The 23,329-nt window shown below is 39.5% G+C and carries 16 protein-coding genes and 1 pseudogene; 3 read left to right on the top strand and 14 right to left on the bottom strand.

Features of this window, described 5'->3' with window-relative positions:
* Window positions 1–153: 153 nt before the first annotated feature.
* Window positions 154–1,412: pseudogene (locus DW036_RS22065) on the top strand (AAA family ATPase).
* 1,668 nt (window positions 1,413–3,080) lie between these two features.
* Here the strand turns inward: DW036_RS22065 and DW036_RS22050 are convergent.
* The 7 genes from DW036_RS22050 to DW036_RS25645 form a co-directional block, all read right to left on the bottom strand.
* Window positions 3,081–3,398 carry a hypothetical protein gene (locus DW036_RS22050; protein ID WP_118466209.1) on the bottom strand — a complete coding sequence of 106 codons (318 nt, stop codon included), beginning with the start codon at window positions 3,396–3,398 and terminating at the stop codon, window positions 3,081–3,083.
* Window positions 3,399–3,449: 51 nt separating this feature from the next.
* A complete protein-coding gene (locus tag DW036_RS22045; RefSeq protein ID WP_118466208.1) occupies window positions 3,450–3,641 on the bottom strand; it encodes a hypothetical protein in 192 nt (63 codons plus the stop codon).
* 12 nt (window positions 3,642–3,653) lie between these two features.
* Complete coding sequence (locus DW036_RS22040) at window positions 3,654–3,860, bottom strand: class IIb bacteriocin, lactobin A/cerein 7B family (protein WP_118466207.1); 207 nt, start codon at window positions 3,858–3,860, stop codon at window positions 3,654–3,656.
* A 57-nt stretch (window positions 3,861–3,917) separates the two neighbouring features.
* On the bottom strand, window positions 3,918–4,088 hold the full coding sequence (locus DW036_RS25655) for a hypothetical protein (protein ID WP_158585985.1): 171 nt from the start codon (window positions 4,086–4,088) through the stop codon (window positions 3,918–3,920).
* Between the two features lie 22 nt (window positions 4,089–4,110).
* The gene (locus tag DW036_RS26210; protein WP_255421323.1) at window positions 4,111–4,236 is read right to left on the bottom strand and encodes a hypothetical protein; all 126 of its coding nucleotides are present in this window, start codon (window positions 4,234–4,236) and stop codon (window positions 4,111–4,113) included.
* A gap of 148 nt (window positions 4,237–4,384) precedes the next feature.
* Window positions 4,385–4,558: a hypothetical protein gene (locus tag DW036_RS25650; RefSeq protein WP_158585984.1), complete on the bottom strand. Its 174-nt coding sequence runs from the start codon at window positions 4,556–4,558 to the stop codon at window positions 4,385–4,387.
* Between the two features lie 733 nt (window positions 4,559–5,291).
* A complete protein-coding gene (locus DW036_RS25645) occupies window positions 5,292–5,453 on the bottom strand; it encodes a hypothetical protein (RefSeq protein ID WP_158585983.1) in 162 nt (53 codons plus the stop codon).
* Window positions 5,454–5,585: 132 nt separating this feature from the next.
* On the opposite strand from DW036_RS25645, the gene DW036_RS22035 reads away from it, so the two are divergent.
* Together DW036_RS22035 and DW036_RS22030 are read left to right on the top strand one after the other, a co-directional pair.
* Complete coding sequence (locus DW036_RS22035; RefSeq protein WP_118466206.1) at window positions 5,586–6,887, top strand: sensor histidine kinase KdpD; 1,302 nt, start codon at window positions 5,586–5,588, stop codon at window positions 6,885–6,887.
* Window positions 6,884–7,582 carry a response regulator transcription factor gene (locus tag DW036_RS22030; protein WP_118466205.1) on the top strand — a complete coding sequence of 233 codons (699 nt, stop codon included), beginning with the start codon at window positions 6,884–6,886 and terminating at the stop codon, window positions 7,580–7,582. Before DW036_RS22035 ends, DW036_RS22030 begins: the two co-directional genes overlap by 4 nt.
* Window positions 7,583–7,794: 212 nt before the next feature.
* Here DW036_RS22030 and DW036_RS22025 read toward each other — a convergent pair whose 3' ends face one another.
* The 7 genes from DW036_RS22025 to DW036_RS21995 form a co-directional block, all read right to left on the bottom strand.
* Window positions 7,795–10,581 carry a glycoside hydrolase family 2 protein gene (locus DW036_RS22025; RefSeq protein ID WP_118466204.1) on the bottom strand — a complete coding sequence of 929 codons (2,787 nt, stop codon included), beginning with the start codon at window positions 10,579–10,581 and terminating at the stop codon, window positions 7,795–7,797.
* An 18-nt stretch (window positions 10,582–10,599) separates the two neighbouring features.
* A complete protein-coding gene (locus DW036_RS22020) occupies window positions 10,600–12,234 on the bottom strand; it encodes a glycoside hydrolase (RefSeq protein ID WP_118466203.1) in 1,635 nt (544 codons plus the stop codon).
* A gap of 82 nt (window positions 12,235–12,316) precedes the next feature.
* Window positions 12,317–13,933: a RagB/SusD family nutrient uptake outer membrane protein gene (locus DW036_RS22015; RefSeq protein ID WP_118466202.1), complete on the bottom strand. Its 1,617-nt coding sequence runs from the start codon at window positions 13,931–13,933 to the stop codon at window positions 12,317–12,319.
* Window positions 13,934–13,952: 19 nt separating this feature from the next.
* A complete protein-coding gene (locus DW036_RS22010) occupies window positions 13,953–16,964 on the bottom strand; it encodes a TonB-dependent receptor (RefSeq protein ID WP_118466201.1) in 3,012 nt (1,003 codons plus the stop codon).
* 19 nt (window positions 16,965–16,983) lie between these two features.
* Window positions 16,984–18,324 carry a hypothetical protein gene (locus DW036_RS22005; RefSeq protein WP_118466200.1) on the bottom strand — a complete coding sequence of 447 codons (1,341 nt, stop codon included), beginning with the start codon at window positions 18,322–18,324 and terminating at the stop codon, window positions 16,984–16,986.
* A gap of 123 nt (window positions 18,325–18,447) precedes the next feature.
* Window positions 18,448–21,771, bottom strand: a complete 3,324-nt coding sequence (locus tag DW036_RS22000) for a DUF5107 domain-containing protein (protein ID WP_118466199.1) — start codon at window positions 21,769–21,771, stop codon at window positions 18,448–18,450.
* A gap of 99 nt (window positions 21,772–21,870) precedes the next feature.
* Complete coding sequence (locus DW036_RS21995) at window positions 21,871–23,256, bottom strand: sugar porter family MFS transporter (RefSeq protein WP_118466198.1); 1,386 nt, start codon at window positions 23,254–23,256, stop codon at window positions 21,871–21,873.
* Between the last annotated feature and the right edge of the window lie 73 nt (window positions 23,257–23,329).

Here is a 23,329-nt window from a genome sequence, read left to right as displayed (position 1 = left end):
ATACTTTTCTTTTTTTTCTGTGAAGCAAAGGTACGGGGTTGGCGGCGGAAGATAGGTTATAGGAATGTTATCGCTATGTTAAATAGTTCGTGAGTTGAATTATCCGGAAATAATGATTAACTTTGAATTACTAAAAAAGGAAAAACTATGGCAATGAATGACATACTTCGTAAACTTCCTATCGGAATACAGACCTTTGAAGATATACGGACAGGTAATTATCTGTATGTGGATAAGACGGCTTTTATCTGGAAGATAGCCAATACCGGCAAACCTTATTTCCTTAACCGTCCCCGCCGCTTCGGTAAGAGTTTGTTGCTTTCTACTTTCGAGGCTTACTTCGGAGGAAGAAAGGAGCTCTTTGAAGGACTTGCCATCGAACAAATGGAGACAGAATGGAAAAAGCATCCTGTGCTGCATCTTGACTTGAATGCGGAAAAGTATGATTCATCGGAGCGGTTGTATGATATTCTCAGTCGCCAACTGAGTCAATGGGAACTTCAATATGGTAAAGGAATTGATGAAAATACTCTTTTCGGCCGCTTTTCCGGCATCATCCGCCGTGCCAGCGAGAAAACCGGATGCAGTGTCGTGGTTCTGGTTGACGAATATGACAAACCACTGTTACAGGCCCTTGGCAATGATGAGCTGCTGGAAGACTATCGTAAAACTCTGAAAGCTTTTTATGGTGTTCTGAAAAGTGCCGACCGTTACCTGCGTTTCGCCTTCCTTACGGGAGTCACGAAATTCTCGCAAGTCAGCGTATTCAGTGATTTGAACCAGTTGCAGGATATCAGCATGAATTATTACTATTCTGCTGTGTGTGGCATTACGAAAGAGGAGTTGTGCAAGGTCTTTGTCCCGGAAATAGAACATTTTGGTGAGATAAACAATCTCACGTTTGACGAAACGGTAGATGCACTGACCAAAAACTATGACGGCTATCATTTCCACCCGAGAGGAGAAGGTATGTTCAATCCGTTCAGTGTTCTGAATGCATTCAGCAATATGGAGCTGGGAAGTTATTGGTTTCAGACCGGTACTCCGACTTTTCTTGTTGAAATGTTGCAGAAGACGGAGTACGACTTGCGCACCTTGCTCGATGGCATTGAGGCACCCGCTTCCGTATTCTCCGAGTATCGGGTAGATTCCAACAATCCTATTCCGCTGATTTATCAGAGCGGTTATCTGACAATAAAGGGTTTTGATGAGCGTTTCCGCAACTACCTGTTGGAGTTTCCTAATGATGAAGTACGCTATGGCTTTGTGGATTTTCTTGTGCCTTGAAACAGATTGATGAAAAAGGCTACCTGATACCTTATCAGGCGGATGGACGCGAAGTGATAAAGCTCGGTGTGGAGTTCAGCGCCGAAGAACGCAATATTAGTCGTTGGCTTAATGAAATTCCTTGAATCTTATTAGGAAATTGTTCTATTGTATAATTTTACTCCATTTAATACAATCATCCGGCTCAGAACTTTAAGTAATAATGCCGAAGAGCCTGTTCCGGAAAGAAAGCGAAGTGATCGGAAAATTAGGGATATAGTTGCAAAGAGTCATCAGAATAGACTATAAACTAACAACTACTGTTTCCAAAAAGTATAAAACAGAGACTTATCAACCGGATTACAGCCTATATATGTAGCATATTCACATCTTTCTTTTCGAATATGGAGAATTGAATCGTTGGATATATATATCTTGCAAGTCAGTTCCCCATATCCGGTGCGTCCGGTCTCTATTTCCTGTGCGTTGGATATAGAGATCCAGCACATTGGATGTTGATATCCTGTAGATAGTATCTTAATACTTGGCACATTGCTTGTTCCGATGCAGCAGATTGCTTGTTATTTTACTGTAGAATGATTGTACGTATTTCTGTATCGAACTGTCAAATAGTAGATTACGGATTTTTATTCCCGTCTTTCCTTTGCAACGTCCTTCCGGGCGTAAAGAAACGATTCTCGGAGGGGTGATAATACAAAATGTCAGAATGATCACTTTACCTCATAACTCTACCGATATGAATTAATTCCGCCAACAGGTTGCCTTATTATTTTTGAAGAGCACTTATTGTTTTACCAACTTCTTTTCCGCCATAATAAAATAAACAGAATATAGCTGCTGCACACCCTATAATAATGAGGTATCTAAAAAAGTCATTTTGTATAAAAAGCTCTTTGAGCTTAATTATTTTTTTTTCAATGTAAAACATAATCATATTGGTTGTGAGATTCTATTGAGATCTTTTGGTTTTTCAATAGAATCTCGGGATTTATTTTTTAGTTGCTAATCACCTTTCATTGCGGCATATGCACCAATAAACATGCAAATAAGAAAAACAATAAAAGCAAAAGTTATTAGCATCTTTTTACTTTGAGAGTTCATATCAATAGTTTGTTATGCTCTGAGTTAATGGACGAAATTAACTAATATTTCGTGATAAAAATCAGTGCGTTGATTAAATCGGTGGTAAATATAAATAAATTTCGTGAGAGTTTTATGCTGGAGTACTACTTTTCAACCATTAATCAACGAGCTATCTTTAATATTGGCCATTCAATGAAATTCCTTGAACCTTATTTGGAAATAGTTCTATTGTATGATTTTACTTCATTTTAAACGCCAGTTTAAAATGAAGTAAGTACATATACCGCTTATGATAATGGCAATGATGTCATATAAATCAAAAGTGCCATGTATATTGAGAAGACCCAGAAGCTCATAGAATATATATGTCAGTGTGATTATAAGAGTGAGCTTCCCAATATAATATTTATCAGTGAATCCATAAAATAATAAAGTAGCGGCAGGTACGCAAACAATGCTCCCGATAGTATCGGCAATATGAAAATCGTATATGTGATTCTCGTATATGTAAGGGCGGTACGTATGTGATAGGATTAATCCTATTATCCCAACTGAAACTCCTGATATTATATACTTTTTGTTTATCATATAATTAAAACTTTGAAGTAATTTCTAATTGTACAAATATATAGGCCTCATTCCCTTTTTGCTTAATTCGGTAACGGAGAAAAGAATTTTTCTAACTGGGGAAAATAAGGGAGCAATAGACTTCAACGAATAAATAGGTTATTCCTTTTTATTATGAGAAGAATGCAACTCATACAGATAGAACCTGCTATTTTGTATAGGTCTCCATACAGTCCACAAAAAGCAATCCCGAATGTGACGATTGTCAGTAACTCTTTTCCTGACAATGTTCTCTCAAGAAACAAACGAGAGATGAAAAAGGCAGTCAACAGAAACGCCATGCCGTAAAGAATGTCACCGATATGGTGGTCATCCGGAACAACAGTTTTCCATACATTCCCCAAGAAGGCTATGAAAAGAAAGCAACAGACCAATCCGGTCAATATCCATTTAGTTTTCATTTTATCTATATTTTAGAAGGAGAAGTAGTTACACTTCTCCTTTGGGTTTATTTATATGCCTCTTATCGCTTGATGGGTAAATTCACCATCACTTAGGGCGGCCATAGCCGAACTTATTGATTCTGCAACGTTAGCTACATATCCGGCGGCTTTTCCTAACAAAGCCGAAAAAGAGAAATTCGGTGATTCCTTACCACCGTAGATGTTTTGTATCTCTTGTCTTGATAATTCTTGATAGTTCATATGCTTCACTTGTTAATTTCTTACACTGTTGTATCCTGCCTGAAAATTAGCTGCGGCTTGGTCTGAGTCATATATCACTTCAGCTGCAAATCCTGTGACAATGGTAGACACCGCTACTTTAACAATTAGGACAATTAGGGGAGCGATTCCACCATTTACTTCTTTCATCTCTTGCAAGCTCATTTCTTGCATTAATGTGTTTTCATTTAAATTTCTCATAATTCTTAGTTTTTTATTGTTATTAAAATAGTGTTTATTTTCAATAGAACTGCCTGATCAATACCATTTGGTGAAATCTTTCAGACTATCCAACTCTTTAGAAACATCTGGAAGACCTGTGCTCGGATTAATGATGAGGCGATTTCCGTCTTGAGCGAATCCTCCTGATACGTTTCTCTGTTCTTTTTCATTCAATGGTTTTACCATGTAATTTTCATTCTTTTTCATAACTGTGTTTGATTTTTATTTGTTAATACTGATAATACTTTTGGAAAGTATGGGGCGTTACAAATACACTGATTATACTGGTTTCTTCGCTGTAGTTGTAACAGCCGCCATACGTATTGATACATTCTTCTAAAGTTAATGCTTTCATGATTTACTATGTGTTGTATTGTCACATCACCAATATTGGCTTTTCTTTTTTTAAAAGCAAGAGACAAACGTTTCTGCTTTAAAGATTTGTTCGAAGATTCCTGGTGTTCCCGGACAATGACCATGTGGTGGGATGCAATTTGTTTCTGTTAAATGAAGATAGGTGGTCTGCCTATATCGAATGGGGAATCTATTCCTGGTATTTTAAAAATATCTTCTATATGTGGGCGGCCATCCGGATCCGTTATAAAATCATAGCCGTATCCGCCATTTACATTTCTCAGTTCATTCGCGCTAAGCGCTTTCATTGTTTTTGTCTTCATAATAATTGTATTTTAGTTATTAAATTGTTTGTAAGATATTTCTTTTGTTTCTTGTTGATGTTGCAAAGTTAAGCGATTTCTTTCAGTGCTTATGTTATTGCTTTGTTATCGTTAGGTTAAATATCTTTTGTTATTTTGTTGAGAGTTCATCTGATACATTATATATTGTATTTTTAAATTCGGGCAATCTCTCGAACGGGTATTGCAGTTAATAAATCTCTTTGTCTTCATATAATCTCTTTTTTAAGTTTGTTTCTTTGTTTCTGATTGATGTTGCAAAGTTAAGCGGTTTCTTTCAGTGCTTATGTTATTGCTTTGTTATCGTTAGGTTAAATACCTTTTGTTGTTTTGTTGAGAGTTCATCTGATACATTATATATTGTATTTTTAGATTCGGGCAATCTCTCGAACGGGTATTGCAGTTAATAAATCTCTTTGTCTTCATATAATCTCTTTTTTAAGTTTGTTTCTTTGTTTCTGATTGATGTTGCAAAGTTAAGCGGTTTCTTTCAGTGCTTATGTTATTGCTTTGTTATTATTAGGTTAATATTTTCTTGTTTTGTTCTGAAGAATTCACTCGATACATTATATAATGTACAGACCTTGGAACCTCCTGAGATTTGTTTGGTTTCCCAAACATTCAAATCATTTAGATACTTCTTGCTTTTCATGATTCATTTTCTTTAATTTGTTTTTCTTGTTCTGATTGATGTTGCAAAGTTAAGTGCTTTCTTTTACTGCTTATGTTGTTGTTCTGTTATCGGAAGGTTAATATTTGCAGAAGAAACTGATGTCTTAACCATAATCCATTCTCCATTAGAAAATACCCATTTATATGCACCACCATAAATTGCCACTTTTTCTTCTTGTGTTAATTCTTCTATAAGCTGTTTCATAATTTATAATTTTTAGTTATTTCTTTGTTTTTTGTTTGACGTTGCAAAGATATAGGCGTTTTTTTTTAGAAAATGTTATCTAAATGTTATCTAATATTATCCAAATGTTTTTTATCTTTGCAAAAAATATACATGAATAGAAAACACATTATATTATTTACAACTTTAGGATTAATAGCTATATTGTCATTACAAACGATATGGCTATATAATACTTTTATACTGGTTAGAAATAATATATATGGAGAAACTAATAATATTTTAGATGAAGCATTAACTGAGGCCATTGCAGATTTTAGTAAGTTAGGCGTTCCTGAGGGGACGACAATTTCATCCGGACCTATAAATGATTCCATACCGGCAAATACTTATTTTTATGATGGCTTGTGGAAATTAGGGATTGAAGTCCCTTTATGTGAGGTAGACTTTTTTGCTTTTAAATTGTTGAAGAGAGCTGGTCTTGAAAGTGAATTTCTTTCATGTTTGGCTGATCCCAAAAGCGGAAAGATTTATCAAAAGAGTAAAGTGCAAACTATACCTGTGTGGGGAGTTATTAAATCTGATATAATCCCTATACGAACAGATTTATCCCAAGGTATTCAGCTTGTATTGCTGAATCCTTATTGGGCTATCTTTGAGCGTATGGGCCTCTTAATGATAGCTACCGCCATCATGATGATAATGGTAATCACCTGTATCATCTACCAGATTAAGATTATCATCCGTCAGGATAAGATAGCCAAAGTACGTGAAGATTTCTCTTATGCCATGATACATGATATGAAAACTCCTCTCAGTTCCATTCTGGCTTGTACGAGTTTCCTGCATAGTGGCAAAATGGAGAGTATGCAACTGAAAGAGCGATATTTTTGTATTATAGAGGACGAGACCGGACATTTGCTAAATTTGACAAATAAGGTACTTACGCTTTCTAAATTAGAGAACCATAAGTTGGAAATGTCAAGAACGGTATTTCCGCTGGAGCCTATGATAGACGATTTGATAGAGAAGTTCTCCACTAAGTGTACCAAGCCACTGCATTTCACTACGAATCTTCAGGCGAAGGAAGTTTGCGCTGATGAAGAATATTTGAAAGAGGCTATCAGTAACCTGATAGATAATGCTATCAAGTACTCTAAAGAATCGGTTGAGATAGATATAAGTTCGCTCAGCAATGCTACGCATACCCTTATCAAAGTGCATGATAACGGTATCGGTATTTCGGAGAAAGACAGGAAACATATCTTTGAGAAGTTTGAGCGTGCCTCGGCTTTCAAGCGTTCCAGGCTTGGCAAAGTTGCCGGTTTTGGGCTGGGGTTGAACTATGTTTATCAAGTGATGGATGCCCATGAGGGTAGTGTGACTGTGAACAGTGTTGAAAAAGAGTTTAGTGAATTTGTTTTGTATATACCGATAAAAAACGAAAAACTATGATTAAATTGTTAGTAGTAGAAGACGATCCTACTTTGCTTTATATTGTGAAAAGCGGATTGCAGGAAATTATTGGGGGATATGAAGTTTTTACGGCAACCAATGGCGCCGAAGGACTGAAGGCATGGAAAGAACATCATCCGGATATCATTATGTCCGATGTGGATATGCCGGTAATGGATGGTTATGAAATGGTGGCGCGCATCCGTGAAACGGATGGCAATACACCTATTCTGTTTGCTTCGGCCATGAGCTCGCCGAAGGATGTGACGAAAGGTTACGATATAGGAGTGGACAACTACATAAAGAAACCTTTTGTGCCCGATGAACTGGATGCTCATATTCGTTCTTTGCTCAGAATGAAGGAAGGGGCAAAGTCGCGTAATGAAAGCGACCATTGCAGGATGGGTAGATATTTGCTGGACACCAAACATGCTACTTTGCGGGATGATAAAACCGGTTCTATCAGAGTGTTGACCATCAGGGAGGCGAAGATTATACATTTGCTTTACGAAAACAGGGGCGAAACAGTGGATAGAAGTGCCATACTCAGCCGTTTCTGGGAAACGGAGGATGATTTCTTTGCATCACGCAGCTTGGATGTGTTTATGAGCAAAATACGGAAGTATCTGCAAGATGAACCCTGTGTCGAAATAAAGACGGTGAGAGGGGTAGGATTTATGATGCCGTTGGATTAATGTCTCAGCATATATCGTTTCCTTATTTGGCTATTCCGTCGACAAAACCTCCCCTTTCGTAGATTTTATTTTCAGCTCTTCTTTCTCTCCCTTACATTTGCATTAAAGTTTGTAGAGACTCTCTCTAAATAGCGTTTTTTCATGTATTATTGACTGTGCCGTTCCACCCCCGTGAGGGGAGGGAACGGTTTTATTGATTTTAGAAATTTAAATTACTCATAGATTGATTTCTTTTCTTCCTTTGTCCGGTTCACATTATGGAGCACCTGCTTTATCTGCTTAAATGCAACCTCTTCTTGTGGATTGAACTTATCACTTTCCATATATTTCAGGAGGCTATAGCGTAATTGGCGGGCTACAGGTCGGGTATTGAGATTCTTTGCCAAGTCTGAACTACATACTAATAGCTTTCCGTCTCCTGCTTTTACCTCGAATAGTAAACCTAAGTTTCTGTTCTTATAGAAGTTGTCTACCATTCTGACAATCGGTTGCATATTGTTCTTTAAACTGTCGAGTTCCATGGTTGTAGCATTCTTGCAAATATCCCACCATTGCCAGTTACTGTGCATTTCAGTTGGAAAGTCGGCTAATGCCGGATGGGCGGGATCACAGAGGATTCCCATTGTTCCCGGTTGGTTAGGGAAGTGCACAGGACTCCAGAATACTTGTACAAATTTGCCTTCCAGCCCATTAATTTCTTCTTTTTCCGGGTTTAGCAATACCTTTTTCCCTTGACTTAATGCTTTCTCTGCATCGGCAAAGCTACGGGTGTAAAAGATTTCCTTACCAACTTCCGGTACTTCCTGAGGATATACCCAAACATTCCAGGAGTTTTGATACTGGGTTCCTGTAAAACGGATGGATAAAGTTAATTGGTCGGCAACGGATATGGATTCCAGAGGAACAGAGATGCTTCCCAGATTAAATGCATTCCCCACAGGTATTTCTTGCTTATCCAGATAGCCTTGTGCAATGACCGTTCCTTTTGAATCACTTAATCTCCATTCCGGTTGAATATCACTCAGGACTTTATCGCTGAAGTTTGCAGCTTCAAACTGAGCTTTAAAGGTTTCGTTATTTACATAGGTCGCTTTCTCAAAGCGTGCTAATGGTACTATCGGAGAACAGAAATTCCGGAATTCTTCAGGAGTGATTAAACCTTTGCTCTCCCAGAATGCATCGATAATACCAACGAGTGCAGTGCCCTGTCCGGGGAAGTCATGCAGGTCCAATAGTTGGAAACCACTGAATCCGGGAGTCTTTAGTGCCCGTTCTATTTCCTCTTTATATAAAATAGTTGCCAGTTTGCCACTTGCCATCAGGTTGTCTTCTGCCAAATGAAGCCGTCCTTTCTTCTTAAGGTCTGCGGCTACGGCTTTGAAGTTTAATGGTATCAGATTACCTGTATATTTATCAATCTCTTTTAGATTGGGGAATACACTGTATTGTCCGATTTCGTGGGTAATAAGTGGGACAGGCAAACCCTCTATAGCACTGGAGAAGTCTTTATTGAAACTTACAGGTTGATCGTCGAAAATTCCTTGTCCGCGTACCCAGCCGTTTTTAGTCCACTGTGTAACCCAGAAGTCGTCATTAGGTTCGGGCCAGCTACCATGTCCTGGTTCGAAGGTAAATGTAGTAGTCATATACAAATGACGGCTATCCTGCTGCTTAATGGTGGTGAGTAATTTATCCATGACACTAAAATTTCCTTGTAGTTCATTACCCAAACTCCAGAAACAGAATGATGGGTGATTACCATATTCTTTCATGATGTGGGCAGCTTCGTTATACAGAAAATCGACAGTGCCTTTATCTTCACCTACGTTGAGTGTCCATAGAGGCAATTCAACCTGAATGTAGAATCCCATTCTATCAGCTACGTTGAAAGCTGCTTCCGGAGGACACCAGGAGTGGAAGCGCAGGTGGTTCATGCCATAATCACGGGCTGCACCGAATACTTTTTCCCAACCGGATTCGTCCATCGGTGGATATCCCTTTAGCGGGAAAATGCAACACTCCAGTGTTCCTCTGAGGAAGAGTCTTCTGTTATTAATCTGTAGGAGAGCATTTTGGTTCGTCAGTTTTCTCATACCGAATGTCTCACATTTCGAATCAGTCATGCCTTCCGTTTCAAGAGTTGCGGTTGCTTCGTAGATATTAGGGTTGAATTCATCCCACAACATTGGGTTGTTAATGGGATAAGTGAATGTCATTTCAGTGTTGTTTATTTGTATTTCTTTATCTGCCAGCTTATTTCCTTTAGGGTCTTTGACAGCGAACAGAAGTTTACCGGATACCGGGGATGAACCGTTACTTCCGATTTTTATACTGACATTGACCGTTTGGTTATCAATATCGGGTGTTAAGCGCAATTCCTCAATCTGTACCTTATCTTTTGCTGTTAATGCTATTTTTCCGAGGATGCCATTCCACATAGTCTGGGTATCGTTCGTATAAGCATGTGCAAGGTTTTTGACTGATATATCATGTTGTCTCCGGTTATCGATGCGTATAACGATTTTGTTATTCTCTCCTGGAACAAGATACTTACTCAAATTGAAGTAGTGAGGAGTGGTAAGGCTTTCATTGAATCCTTCTACTTTAGTACCATTGATCCATACTTGTGAATTCCATATCACGCGTTCAAGAGTGAGGAAGACTTCTTTTTCGTTCCATTCTGCCGGAATGAAGCATTCTTTCTTGTACCAGGCTGGACCAAGATAGTCGAATTTACGTTTCAAATTTAAGAATATCTCCTTGTCCATGGTAGGTTCGAGGGTACATGGAGTTCCATAGCTGGCATCACAAAGTGTTCCGGGGAGGGTGATCTTATCTGGAAACGATTCCAGATACCATTTTCCTGCAATGCCTTTATCCAGACTGTCCAGTGCTACTTCCCATTCTCCGGAGAGATCAATCTCGCGTACTACTTGTTTACACGAGGTTATTAATAGGGCTATGATGCCCCAGGCGATTAAAACTCTATTTATTCTCATAATGTAAATTTAAAGTATTTATTCCACTTCTCCAATATAAGTCACGATTGATTTAGCAGGGATGACTATATTATCTACAGCAACTTCTTTACCTTTCTCCAGGTTTGACCCCTCGGAGGTAATATAAGGAATCAGACTTTGATTCTTTATTTGTCCGTCAATATCGAGTTGATATGTACGTTCATTTTCATTCGTATTGATGGCTACAATTACAAGTATCTTGGTTGCTGCATCTTTGTATGCACTGATCATGACATCTGTTGCTGCCTGTACCGGGTTTTGATTTTCAACTTCTATCCTTTTCATACCCGGACGTATAAAGCGTGAATAGTTTCCCAAAGCCCACATCAATTTAGAAGGGCGGGCATATCCGTCTTTCTTGCAATATTCCGGACTTTGTGAGCCGGTACTGTTACCATCGTCCAGATAGATAAGTCCGTCTTTGTAGTCGGCTCGCGTAAGAGAAGTCCACCATTGCCAGGATGATGCGTTTGCAACCGCCAGGTCGTTATGGATAATACGGGCTACAAAAATGGCAGTCTTCATTCCTAAATCGCGTTGGCCGCCACCTCCGCCGGGAATTTCACCCTCACCGGGATTCTCAAGAACGCAATACTCTGTTTGCCAATATTTAAGACCAGGGTATTGTTTGACTTTTGCGTTTAATTTCTGGCGATATTGTACCTGATCGTTGGTAGGCCAGACAGAGAAATAGCTGTGTCCGGTTATTACATTCTCCACATTCGGCAGTGAAGTGATAGATAGGGGTGATGAGGTTTTCCAGAATTCATCGATCTGATTGTCGCGTGTTTCACCATTCACATTTTCGTATAAATAATTAATGGCGGCTGCTTCTCCCAGTGCTATTTTAGTTGTAAGTCCGCGGTTGTGCAATCTTTCAGATAACAATGAGGTAAGCTGATATACTTCTTCATTGGTAGCAGGAGTACCTTCTTGACTTGCCTTTCCGTTATTGCCGGCCATCCAATCCCATTGAGGTTCATTTACCGGACTTAAATAGTTGAATGTAATTCCTTCATTTTTCTGTAGGTTATCAATACAATCAACTAAGAAATCTGCATAAGCAGGCATCATATCTTCTTTGATATTCATTTTTTGCTTCTGAGATGAGAAAGCTTTTCCGTTCAATGTCATATGGACTGGTGCACTGATTGTAAAAGCCAGATATTTTTCAACTCCCCGTTGGCGGGCAGCTTGCAGAAACCATCTTTGTCCTTCTTGCTTCTGCCAGTTGTATGTGCCATCGGCAGCCTGGAAACATTCGGCACGGCGCCATTCATCGGAAATGTCACTTTCAGGTCCTTGTTCCATACTGCCTGCACCCAGATAAAATCTCCAGATAGATAATCCTATTCCTTTAGGATTGCCTTTTTCGTCTACTTCTTTACTAAACAGTAAATCGGCTATGGCATTCTTTTTTGCTTCCGGCCAGTATTTACCTACCATTTGACAGCGCCAGGCATCCGATGCGCCGAAACCGTCAATGGTTTGTTGTTCCTGATTCAACCTAATGGTCATTGTTCTCGTATCGGAATAGACTGGCGGGGGAGGTGTTTCTAACTTTGAAGCACATGATGCAAATGCGAATGTAGCACCTAATATAATTTCAATGATGTTGATTCTATATTTCATTCTTATAATCTATTAATGTTTCATCCGAAAGTTATATGATCATGGTGATCAGATGTGTTTCGGATGAAACGATTCTACATAATTAATAATTCGGATTCTGTGTAATCTTGCCGAAGCTACGGTCTATTTCTGATTGTGGGATCGGCCATAACAAGTGTTTGTTTGGATCGAAATTGATGCCTTTATCTTGCAATTCCTTTTTATTGGTAGTCTCATATTCGTCTGATGACTGTGCCGTGTTATACAAAACAAAACTACCATTAGGTCCCATCAAGCCATTAATGACTGGCTTGTTGGTTGCCGGGTCTATTTGTCTTCTTATGTCGAACAAGCGTAATCCTTCAAAAGCAAGTTCCATGCGGCGTTCTTTCCAGATGGCATATAGAATGTCTGTTCCTGATATTGTTCCTTTCTTGGGAGCAAGTTTTACTCTGGCTCGTATGAAATCTATATCATCCATAGCTTCTGTGAGTTTATTCAAATGGTAAGCAGCTTCAGCTCTGGTAAGGTACATCTCTGCTAAACGTATGATAGGAGTGTTAAGAGGAGCGTTCATTCTTTTATCTACCAATATTCTTCTTGTAGCAATCGGGAGATAATATTTACGAATAATGCGACCAGACTTATTTTGGGCAAGATCGAAGATGTGAGTTGGATTTAACTCTTCGTCACCGTAAGCGGCCTCTCCACATCTTGTAATAGTGCTGCGACGTCTGACATCATCACCTTCGGACAAATAGCAATTCTCTAAATTGCTGGTAGGTGTACACCATCCCCAACCATCCATGACATCATCTGTGCTGTTGCTGGGAAAGTTCTCTTTCTTTTCTCCACGTGCTCCGGTAAATGTACAAAGTTGGTTACCTAATTGTTTGTCAGAGTCAGTGCCCGTTTGTGATTCGATAATAGACTCTACTCCATTATGATTGTTCACGCTCCATATATCTACGAAATTAGGTTCAAGCTTGTGTCCGCTATTTACGATGGTGGTGTCTGCATAATGATAAGCTTCTTCCCATTTTCCCTGATAAAGGTTAACACGTGCCAACAAAGCAGTGCATGCCCATTTACTGGCTCTTCCTTTATCTGAATCACCATATGACGTTTTTACTTTTAATAAAGCTGCTTTCAGGTCACTTTCAATTTGTTGATAGATTCTTTCTTTGCTGTCACGTTCCTTATCCATTTCACTGGATGACAGAACATTGAGAATTAGTGGAACATCTCCGAAATTAGAAACCAAATCTAAGTAATTGTATGCACGCAAGAACAAGGCTTCACCTATATATTGTTCTCTTTGTCCTTCGGATATGGGTGAATTGGGGATGGAATTGATTGCAATGTTACATCCCATTATATTCTCATAGCGTATTTTATACAGAGAAGTAAGATATCCCATTCTGTTGGGAGTTATCAGATATTGGGCAGCAGGTTCGAAATCTGCTGCACTTTGTCCGGTGTTTCCCATCCAGGCATCATCGGTGGCAGTTTCATTAGCCAGCCTGGCGGCAACTATCTGATTCCAGTCATAATGCATGAAGGCACGTTTATATAAGTCGTTTACAAATTCCTGACACTCTCCGTCTGTTATGAAATAGTTGTCCAGGTTTTGGGTTCCTCTCTCATCATGCTCGATAAAGTCTTCACAGGAAAAAAGTCCTAATGATACTGTTATGATTGCCAATATTATTTTTTTCATAATTGTTCTCTTTTATTAGTTAGAAAGTGATGTTTACTCCTGCTGCATACATTCTTTGTACAGGATAATTCCATCCGCCGAAACCGAAACTTAGTACATCACCGGATACCTCAGGTTCTACGCCCTTATAGCCGGTCAACGTAAACAGGTTTTGTGCAGATACATACAGGCGTAATTTTGTGAGCCCGGGAATTTTCTTGAAAGTATATCCCAATTGAAGGTTTTTCAGACGGAGGAATGAACCATCTTCGATATAGAATGACGAGAATTTAGAGAAATTCTGGTTGTTATCTGTAGTTGACAGACGTGGAATATCGTTTGATGTTCCTTCACCATGCCATGCTTCATTAAGCAAGCCGCTTAATTTGTTAGTTTTTCCTACTGCATTGTTGAGCTCATCCTTATTCTGATTCACAAGATCGTTACCTATGCTGGCATAGAAATTGGCAGCCAAGTCGAAGTTCTTATAACTGAAGTTCAGATTCAATCCCATTGTGGCATCAGCCCATGGCGAACCAATTTTAGTGCGGTCATCAGCATTTAAAACACCGTCTCCATTGATATCAAGGAATCGGATATCTCCTTCTACTGCATAAGGTTGCAGGAATTCTCCCTTGTTATTAGTATGTCTGTTGAGTTCTGTTTTATTCTGGAAGATTCCATCAGCTTTGTATCCATAGAAGAATCCTGGTTCTTCTCCTTCAATGGTCATTGTCTTTTCGCCGTTTCCATATAATGGTTCTTTATCACCTGTCAACTCGGTCATTTTTACATTGAACGTAGTCAGAGTGAAGTTTGCTCCCCATTGGAAATCACCGATTTTATCATTATAACCAATGCTTACCTCGAAGCCTTTGCTACGCATTGATCCCACATTGGTCCAGATTTTTGCATCGCTGGGGTATCCGGAATAGCTGGGATAAGCTTTTTGGAAAAGCATATCTTTAGTGTTCTTTACGTAGTATTCCAATGAACCGCTCAGTTTACCTTTAAATAAGCTGAAGTCAATGCCAGCATTGATATCTTCCACTGTTTCCCAACGAATGTCTTCATTTTTAATGGCACTCGGATAGGTGGTATTAACTGTATTATCACCGAATACATAATAATTTTGTCCCAGTTTGGACATGTATACACTTGATGGAAGATTTTGATTACCTACACGTCCCCAACCTACTCTTACTTTCAGGTCATTGATGATTTCTGCAGTACTGCTCATGAACGGTTCGCTGGATACACGCCATGCAAGGGATGCGGACGGGAATGATGCCCATTTATTTTTCTTCATGAACTTGGAAGAACCGTCTATACGATAGGTTGCTGTAAGATAATACTTGTTATCGTAATTATAGGTAATTCTCCCTAAATAGGACATAACGGAATTTGTATAAGAGCTACCACCGGTTTTCGGGTTTAATGTACCGGCATCCAGTTCTTGCAGGCTATCGGAGTTATTAGGAATCTTTTCCTGGCTTCCCGAAAGTGATGTTCCATTCCATTCTTCAAGTGTATTACCTACCATAAAACTTACATTATGTTTTTCTACAAATGTTTTCAGGTAAGTCAATGTGTTCTGTAAACTCCAGTTACGATACATCGGTTGGCTACGTTCTACTTTATTGTTTGTTTGGAACTCATGGGCCGGGTCAATTACAAAATCGGGGGAGAACTTATCGGTAATACGTGAATCCAGTTCAATGGAGAATTGGGAACGGAAGATAAGGTCTTTTATAGGCTTAATCTGCAAATAAGCAGAAGATGACAAAGCATAGCTCTTATTACTCTCTTTCCATCTTTTTACAGTAGCTACAGGGTTCCATACATAGGACGGAGAACGGGCGTATATACTATATTCATTTTCTTCTCCTGTCAGTTCTTCAGCAGGCTTATAGATTGGAGTGATAGGGTCTATACGGTCAAAATCGGCCCAGTTTGTCGGGTTACCCCATGATTCGTAGCGTGGATTCAGCATAAAGCCGACAGACACAACTTTATTAAAGATGTAGTCGTTCGTGAAACGAGAAGTAAATCTCTTATATCCTCCTTTATCATAGAAAGAGTCCTGGCTGTAATAGTTTAAACTTACGGCATATTTATTCTTCTCAGTTCCGCCTTGTACACCGAGGCTGACATTCATTTGCGGAGAATATTTACGAATGCCTGCTCCCCACCAATCAGTGGTTTTGCCTGTGTAATCTGCCGGATTATCGAATTCCTTGGGGTAGCCTGCATTTTCGGCTGCCTTGTTTAATATCTCAGCATATTCCACTGCGTTGGCCATATTATACGGGTTTTTCATCTCTTGTACTCCGTAGTTCATATCCAGGTAAAAAGCAGGTTTTCCTTCCACGCCTTTACGGGTGGTAATCATAATAACTCCGTTAGATGCACGGCTACCGTAAATAGCACTGGCAGAAGCGTCTTTTAGTATTTCCATACTCTCGATTTCGTTCGGATTAAGGAAGTTAATTCCTCCACTCATCGGCACCCCGTCCACTACATAGAGGGGATCGGTAGTAAGGTTGATGGTAGAGATACCTCTGATGAGAACTTTCGGTTGCCCACCCGGATTTCCTGCTCCGATGATTTGTATTCCGGCAACCTTTCCCTGAAGACTTTCAGTAGCATTACTGACATTCATACTCCTTACATCACTACCTTTGACGGAACTGATAGAGCTTGTCAGATCACTTTTCTTCACGGTACCAAAGCCTACTACCACGACTTCTTCCAATGCTTCTGCATCTTCTACTAATGTGACGTTAATGGTACTTCTTTGCCCAACTTTCTGGGTTACCGTTTTGTATGAGATATATGAGAATGTGAGTTCAGAGTTACTATTGGCAACCGTAATAGTGTATGCTCCGTTTATGTCGGTAATAACCCCGTTGGTGGTTCCTTTCTCTACAATATTAACTCCTACCAAAGGTTCGCTGAGTGCATCGACAACAGTACCTTGTACTTTTATTTGTCCTTTTGCCGTAAGGCATGATAATGACAAAAATATGATTGATATTAGAATGTTCTTCATTTTAGTATGCTTTTAAATATTATTCTTTCACTAAGGTAGCACGTTCTAATTCGGTATCCATTACGAATTTATAAGTGCCTTCTGCTCCTTTATATGAGAAGTTTGCTCCGCCGAGTAATACGGTTATTCCATTTTCATCCAGACGCCAGAAAGGACTTCCCCATCCTGGTGATGTGATAGTTATTGCTACATCGCCTCCGGTCAGTGTCAGTGTTCTTTCCAGTTGATATGGGTTATCCGGGTTTGTGGATAATAACAAATCTGTATTATTGGGGTCCCAGTCACCTAATGCCATACCATTACCGCAAATGGTGATGCGGGCAGGATCATATACAGTGGATGTCGGAGTGTATTGAGTTGCTGTATAGCTCATTGTAGATACATCAACAGATATTTCATAATATCCTTTTTGGGGAAGTATAACCGGTTGGGCTGAGGTGCTGTTTTCCAGTTTACCTTCTTCCGGTGAACCAAAACAATGAGGTTCGAATGAAGTTTCTTGTCCAAGGAAATAGATCTCCTTATTGTCACGGTCTGCATAATATTTGAATGTAAATATGCCATCTTTTTTCTTGTGATAGTACATCGGCACTCCAAATATGTCTTCTGCAAGATCTGTACTAACAGGTACATCCGCAAGATACATTTCGGTCAAACCGTCAGCAACACTAAATTTGATGCTCTGGCTTTTCTTATTAGGCTCAACAAAGTTATCTACAGTTGTAATGATGATTTCATAGGATCTCAAGTCAGATGGAATTGCAAAAGTCTTTTCAAAGGTGTATTCTTTCTGACCACCGACTTTGATCTTCTCATTGATTTTAAGATCGTCTACGGTGACTATCACAGAATCAATTCCGGTGACGTCTGTTACATTAAAAGAGATGTCAAGCTGCATGTCTTCACTTTGGAAAATAACACTTCCATCAGTCGGTTTTACGTTACTGAGGTTGGGTGCATTAAAGTCACCGTCAAGGTGTAGTGTCAGCTCTTTGGTGACACTGTTGCCTGATACATCTGTCAATAATAAGTTGACTTTGAATGTATCTGTGCCTTTGGTGTCGGCAGGTGCAAGAAATTCATAAGCTAATTCATATTCTGTAACCAGTTCGTTTGTTGGAAATGTGATCTCTTTATCCAGATAGAATTCAGGAATACTGATTTGCAAACTTTTCAACCCTAAATCGTCCTTCAGGTCTGCCTTGATTACAAATTTCCGGTTGGGAAGCGAATACAGCTCATTCCTTTTTACTACTATTTCAGGTGCAGCAGAGTCGGGGTACGATGATTCATTATCGTCCTTGCATCCTACTAGTAGCAGAAGCATAATTGATACAAATAGTAAATAGTTCTGTTTCATGGCTTATAGATTATTGTTAACATAATAATTCAAGATACTTAGATGTACTCTTTTGGAGTATTTATGATATTATCGGACTTACCGTAGAGGAGAAAAAAAGATTCTCCTCTACCGGTATTAGCCCTACTCCCTGAAAACTTGCTTGTTAATATCAAGCTCTTTTACCAATGAATAATATTTTTCTGCAAGTTCCTTCTGACCTAATCCGCTGTAACCTAATGCCATTACGTAATAGCAGTGTATTTTGTTACGGATATTCAGATTGTCTTCCCATATGGCAAGTTCCGGCAATGATACTGCGAAATAATCAATTTTACAGTCATCGAAGAGGTGCTTTTTACCGTGGTCGATTAACTTGTTAAAGCGGCTTCTGGCTTTATTCTCTTCTCCTAATGCTCTCCAGGCAAGTCCTTGATAGAATATCTTGTCAGGTTGCTGGTCATTATAGTAGAATGCTTGCTGAGGTTCTGTGGAACCTTGGGTTGCTTTCATTAAATATTTGGTTGACTCAGTATCATTACCCAGCTTCTGATAAGCTATTCCTTTGTAATAATCGACTTCATTTTCTTCAGCATTACTCAGTTTACCTTCTCCCAAGTTATGCGGATAGAATTCTGTCTCTTTTAAAAGTGCAAGAGCCTCTGAATATCGATTCTCTTTAATCGCCTTTTTAGCTAATTCTACCCGACAGAGTATGTATTGTCCTGTCACTTTGCCTTCACCGCCTTCCCATGGGTGGAATTTTCGATTGGATATCAGATCTTTTGCTTTTTCATAATTCCCTAAAAGATTGTAGAGCGTTATCCGTTCGATACATAAGTCGTCCCGTTGTTCCACCAGTTCCAGATGTTCTTCCAGGAGTGCCAGACGTTCTGCATGTTCCCTTCCCATCTTCTTATATAACTGGTCCAGTTCCATAAATATGCGGGAATCTGTTTTATCCAGTTCGAAAGCCTTTTCCAATAGTTGGCGTGCTTCTTCTTTCTTATTCCTTTTATTGTAATAGGCCAGTGAAAGGTTACGCAAAGCAGTGGGGAACCGATTGTTTATTTCTACAGATTTCTCCCAGCAGCTGATTGCCTCTTCATAGCGACGATGTGCATACCAGAAATTACCCAGATAATAAGGAGCCTTATAATCAGCAGGATTCATTCTCATAGCATCTGTCAGTACATTGATTTCATTGATTCTGTTGGGGAAGCACTTATCAGGAGATAGACTTTGTGCTTTCTGATACCACTGACGGGCTACTTCCTCGTTTCCAGATCTTGATGCAAAGTATCCTAACATATAAGCTGCCATAGGATAGATATCAGTTCGTCCTTCCATGTAGATATGCATAATTCGGGATGCTTCTTCATACATTCCTGCGGAGGCAAAATCAAATGCATACTCAATATAGTTGTGTACGCTGCCATTGAGCATACTTGTCATTTCCTGTAACTCAGTAAGATTATTCCCAATGAAATATTTCTCAAACCGGCATCCCAGGTTAAACTTATCAATAGTCAATGACTCTTCGATGAACTTCAGAGCTTTTTCAGTTTCTCCGGAATGTCTCAGGATGGAGGCTTTCAACTGGCGTGCTTTATGGTTATGCCAATTATGGATAAGGGCCAGATCGACATGTTCCAGAGCGACATTCCAATCTTTTCTGATACTGTCTATCTGAGCTACACCGAAGTATCCGGCATCTCTCCAGGCTGCATTCCAGGTGGCTTTGTAATAGGCACTATATGCTTCATCATACTTACCCTGCATTTTCAGGCTCCATCCTAAGTTATAATAAGGTTCTCCATCATATGGATTAGGATTGCGCTCTGTCAGTGTCTTTATTGCCGTATGGAAGTACTGTTCAGCTTCTTCAAATTTGCCCCGGCGCATATTCAGTAAGCCTACGGCATTATTACAACGTATATCACCCGGTTCTCTTTCCAGTGCTTCCATATAGTAAGCCATTGGATCATACGTTGCATGGCGGTATTGCTCCAAATGTAATCCGGTCAGGAAGAGTTGCTCAATAGAAGCTATCTCTTTAGGCTGTTTGGCAGCTTTAGCCGGATCCGGGGTCGGTTTTATTTCTGGTTTATCGGCTTTATATTCTAAAAGTAATTTGCCATTATTATCATATAAAGATAGGATCAGATTTTCCGGCAGTTGTTCCGCTATGCTTACTTGGCTTTTGAAAATATTTTCCGGTGAAAGTGTGGTTACTTTATCAAACAGGATTTTTCCTGCTATGTCTCTCAATTCTACTTTGATATTTTCTTGTCTGCCGGTTGCATATACGATGATATGGGCCGTATTTTTCGCTACATCCAGGTTCAGAATGAAGTCTTTGGTTGCGTTCTTTACATATCCCACTTCACTATATGGCAGGAAGTATTGCTTCCATGACTTTTCCTCATAGGGTTGTAACCATGTGAAATCAGGTTGGTTATCTGTATAAACACCTGTCATCAATTCTATGTAAGGACCATCTTCATCGGTAAGGTTTCTGTCCCATGCGATGCCGAAATCACCATTTCCCCAAGTCCATTGTTTCTTTCCCGGTGAGAGGTGATGATCGGCTACATGTAATAGTCCTGCCTGTACATGCTCTTCGTAGCCACCTACAAAGTCATAACGTGACTTTATGGCCATGTATGAAGTGGGGACAGGGATATTCTTATATTTGGAAATATCGACACCTTCCGAATAGTCCTGTTTGTAATATATGCCTGTAGCTATGGGAAAATTGGATACATCTCTTTTTCCATGATCGAAAACAGCATGCACATCGGGTGGAAAAACCGAGTGATAGTGGTCGTTCACAACAACGGCAGGGTTTGCCCACCAAAGGAAAGTTTGAGGGAACGGAGTTCGGTTATAAACTTTCACGTTAATTTCCAGATAAGCTTTGTCCGGATGAAGTGTAAATCCTTGCATCCCTTTCGTATTGAACATACGCTCTACTTCATTGCACCAGACCGTTTTACTACCGTCTGCATTTTCTTCAATCATACAGTCGGTGGGTAAGTATGTGCTTGGACGATGATGCTGAGGCCAGTTGAATTCAATTCCGCCTGATATCCAGGGGCCGGTCAAACCTACTAAGGCTGGTTTAATGACTTGGTTGTAGTAGACAAAGTGGCGTTTCTTCACTTTGTCATAAGCCATTTGTACTCGCCCTCCCAATTCCGGCAAGATCATAATTTTAAGGTATTCGTTTTCGAGGAAGTAAGCCTGATAGTCTTTTTCTTTTTTCTCATCGCATATCTTTTCTACGACAGGATAAGGGTAAACTACTCCTGAACTTCCTTGATAAACACGCTTTTCCAGAAAGATGGGATTTTTTTCTTCCTCTCCGATCTCATAAGTCGGAAGTTTGATTGTTTCTTTCCAAACTTTTACAACTCCTTTTTCTGAAAGTGTTGGCTTAATTAAATATTCTGTAATTTTCTCCATAAGGTATTTATTGTTTTTTTAGACAATAAGGAATCAGTTAAGCGGTGATCTCCTGTCATCGCCTAAGTGAAATTTAATTCGATAAGTGATATGTTGTTTTTAACTAGTTAATTCTTTCTCAATGCTTTCCAGTGATTTTCCTTTTGTTTCAGGTAGCCTGATTTTAATGAATACAAATCCGAGAATACATATAATTCCGTATAACCAGAAAGTACCATAGGCACCTAATCCGGAATTTAATAAGGGGAATGTATATGTCAGTACAAAACAAGCTGCCCAAAGAGAGAAGGTGGATACTGCCATTGCCATACCACGGATACGGTTGGGGAAGATCTCAGATAATACGACCCATGTAACGGGAGCAAGTGTCATTGCATAGCATGCTATAGCTAATACAACCATAATTAGTACGGCCATTCCGGTTATATTGAGATAGTAGCATATGCCCATAATGATATAAATGATGGCAAGACCTGACGCTCCGAATAACATGAGGGAGCGTCGTCCCAGCTTATCTACAGTGTACATGCCTACAAAGGTGAATATTACATTCGTCACACCTGTTACTACGATATTGAATAGGATATCAGAAACACCATAACCTGCAGCTGCAAAGATTTCCTGGGCATAGTTGAACACTACGTTCAGTCCGCACCATTGCTGGAAGGCTGCAATAACGATGCCTATTAACAATATTCCCGGTATCTTGCCTTGAAAAAGCAGGCGGATATTTAACTTCTCTTTAGTGGCACTTATAACTGTTTTAATGCTTTCAATTTCTTTTTTGGCATATTCTTTTCCACCTATGTGGCTCAGAATATTTTCAGCTTTACCGTATTGTAATTTTGTGGCTAGCCAACGTGGGCTTTCGGGAATGAAGAATATAAGGATGAAGAAGAGTGCCGAAGGTACTACTTCTGCCCAGAACATCCAGCGCCATCCCATTTGTCCATTCCATGTTTCCAGCATGTTTTCGCCGGAAACTACCGGTTCAGCGATCAGCCAGTTAACGAACTGGGCTACCAGAATACCTAATACAATTGTCAATTGGTTGATTGATACGAACTTTCCTCGTACATGGCTGGGTGATACTTCGGCTATATACATGGGTGATAGGTTGGAAGCAATGCCGATGCCAATACCACCGAATATGCGGTAAAAGATAAACCAATTGAGGTCATTGACTGCTCCTGTACCTATTGCAGAAACGGTAAAAGTGATAGCTGCTATTATCATCAAAGGTTTGCGCCCATATTTATCAGATAAGCTACCTGCGATTGTTACCCCTATTAAACAGCCAAGAATGGCACTGCCCATAACCCATCCCTGCATACCGGGAGAATTCTCAATTGCAAAGAAGATTTCATAGAATGGTTTGGCACCTCCAATGACTACCCAATCGTATCCGAAGAGCAGCCCTCCCATAGCAGATACCAGTGAAATAAGTAATAAGTAAAAATTGTTGCTAAATGATTTTGTTTTCATGATATACGATTTATTGTATGGCAAATGTATGCCATAAAACTTAATAAAAAAATGCAGATTGTTATCAATTTAA

Origin of the sequence: Bacteroides sp. AF39-11AC (assembly GCF_003474285.1) — a bacterium.
Classification (GTDB): Bacteria; Bacteroidota; Bacteroidia; order Bacteroidales; family Bacteroidaceae; genus Bacteroides.
This window is presented reverse-complemented; position numbering and strand designations above follow the sequence as displayed.

Coding starts and splice junctions, on each gene's coding strand:
- DW036_RS22050 (WP_118466209.1), bottom strand. CDS start 3,398: ATGAAAACTAAATGGATATTGACCGGATTGGTCTGTTGCTTTCTTTTC.
- DW036_RS22045 (WP_118466208.1), bottom strand. CDS start 3,641: ATGAACTATCAAGAATTATCAAGACAAGAGATACAAAACATCTACGGT.
- DW036_RS22040 (WP_118466207.1), bottom strand. CDS start 3,860: ATGAGAAATTTAAATGAAAACACATTAATGCAAGAAATGAGCTTGCAA.
- DW036_RS25655 (WP_158585985.1), bottom strand. CDS start 4,088: ATGAAAAAGAATGAAAATTACATGGTAAAACCATTGAATGAAAAAGAA.
- DW036_RS26210 (WP_255421323.1), bottom strand. CDS start 4,236: ATGAAAGCATTAACTTTAGAAGAATGTATCAATACGTATGGCGGCTGT.
- DW036_RS25650 (WP_158585984.1), bottom strand. CDS start 4,558: ATGAAGACAAAAACAATGAAAGCGCTTAGCGCGAATGAACTGAGAAAT.
- DW036_RS25645 (WP_158585983.1), bottom strand. CDS start 5,453: ATGAAACAGCTTATAGAAGAATTAACACAAGAAGAAAAAGTGGCAATT.
- DW036_RS22035 (WP_118466206.1), top strand. CDS start 5,586: ATGAATAGAAAACACATTATATTATTTACAACTTTAGGATTAATAGCT.
- DW036_RS22030 (WP_118466205.1), top strand. CDS start 6,884: ATGATTAAATTGTTAGTAGTAGAAGACGATCCTACTTTGCTTTATATT.
- DW036_RS22025 (WP_118466204.1), bottom strand. CDS start 10,581: ATGAGAATAAATAGAGTTTTAATCGCCTGGGGCATCATAGCCCTATTA.
- DW036_RS22020 (WP_118466203.1), bottom strand. CDS start 12,234: ATGAAATATAGAATCAACATCATTGAAATTATATTAGGTGCTACATTC.
- DW036_RS22015 (WP_118466202.1), bottom strand. CDS start 13,933: ATGAAAAAAATAATATTGGCAATCATAACAGTATCATTAGGACTTTTT.
- DW036_RS22010 (WP_118466201.1), bottom strand. CDS start 16,964: ATGAAGAACATTCTAATATCAATCATATTTTTGTCATTATCATGCCTT.
- DW036_RS22005 (WP_118466200.1), bottom strand. CDS start 18,324: ATGAAACAGAACTATTTACTATTTGTATCAATTATGCTTCTGCTACTA.
- DW036_RS22000 (WP_118466199.1), bottom strand. CDS start 21,771: ATGGAGAAAATTACAGAATATTTAATTAAGCCAACACTTTCAGAAAAA.
- DW036_RS21995 (WP_118466198.1), bottom strand. CDS start 23,256: ATGAAAACAAAATCATTTAGCAACAATTTTTACTTATTACTTATTTCA.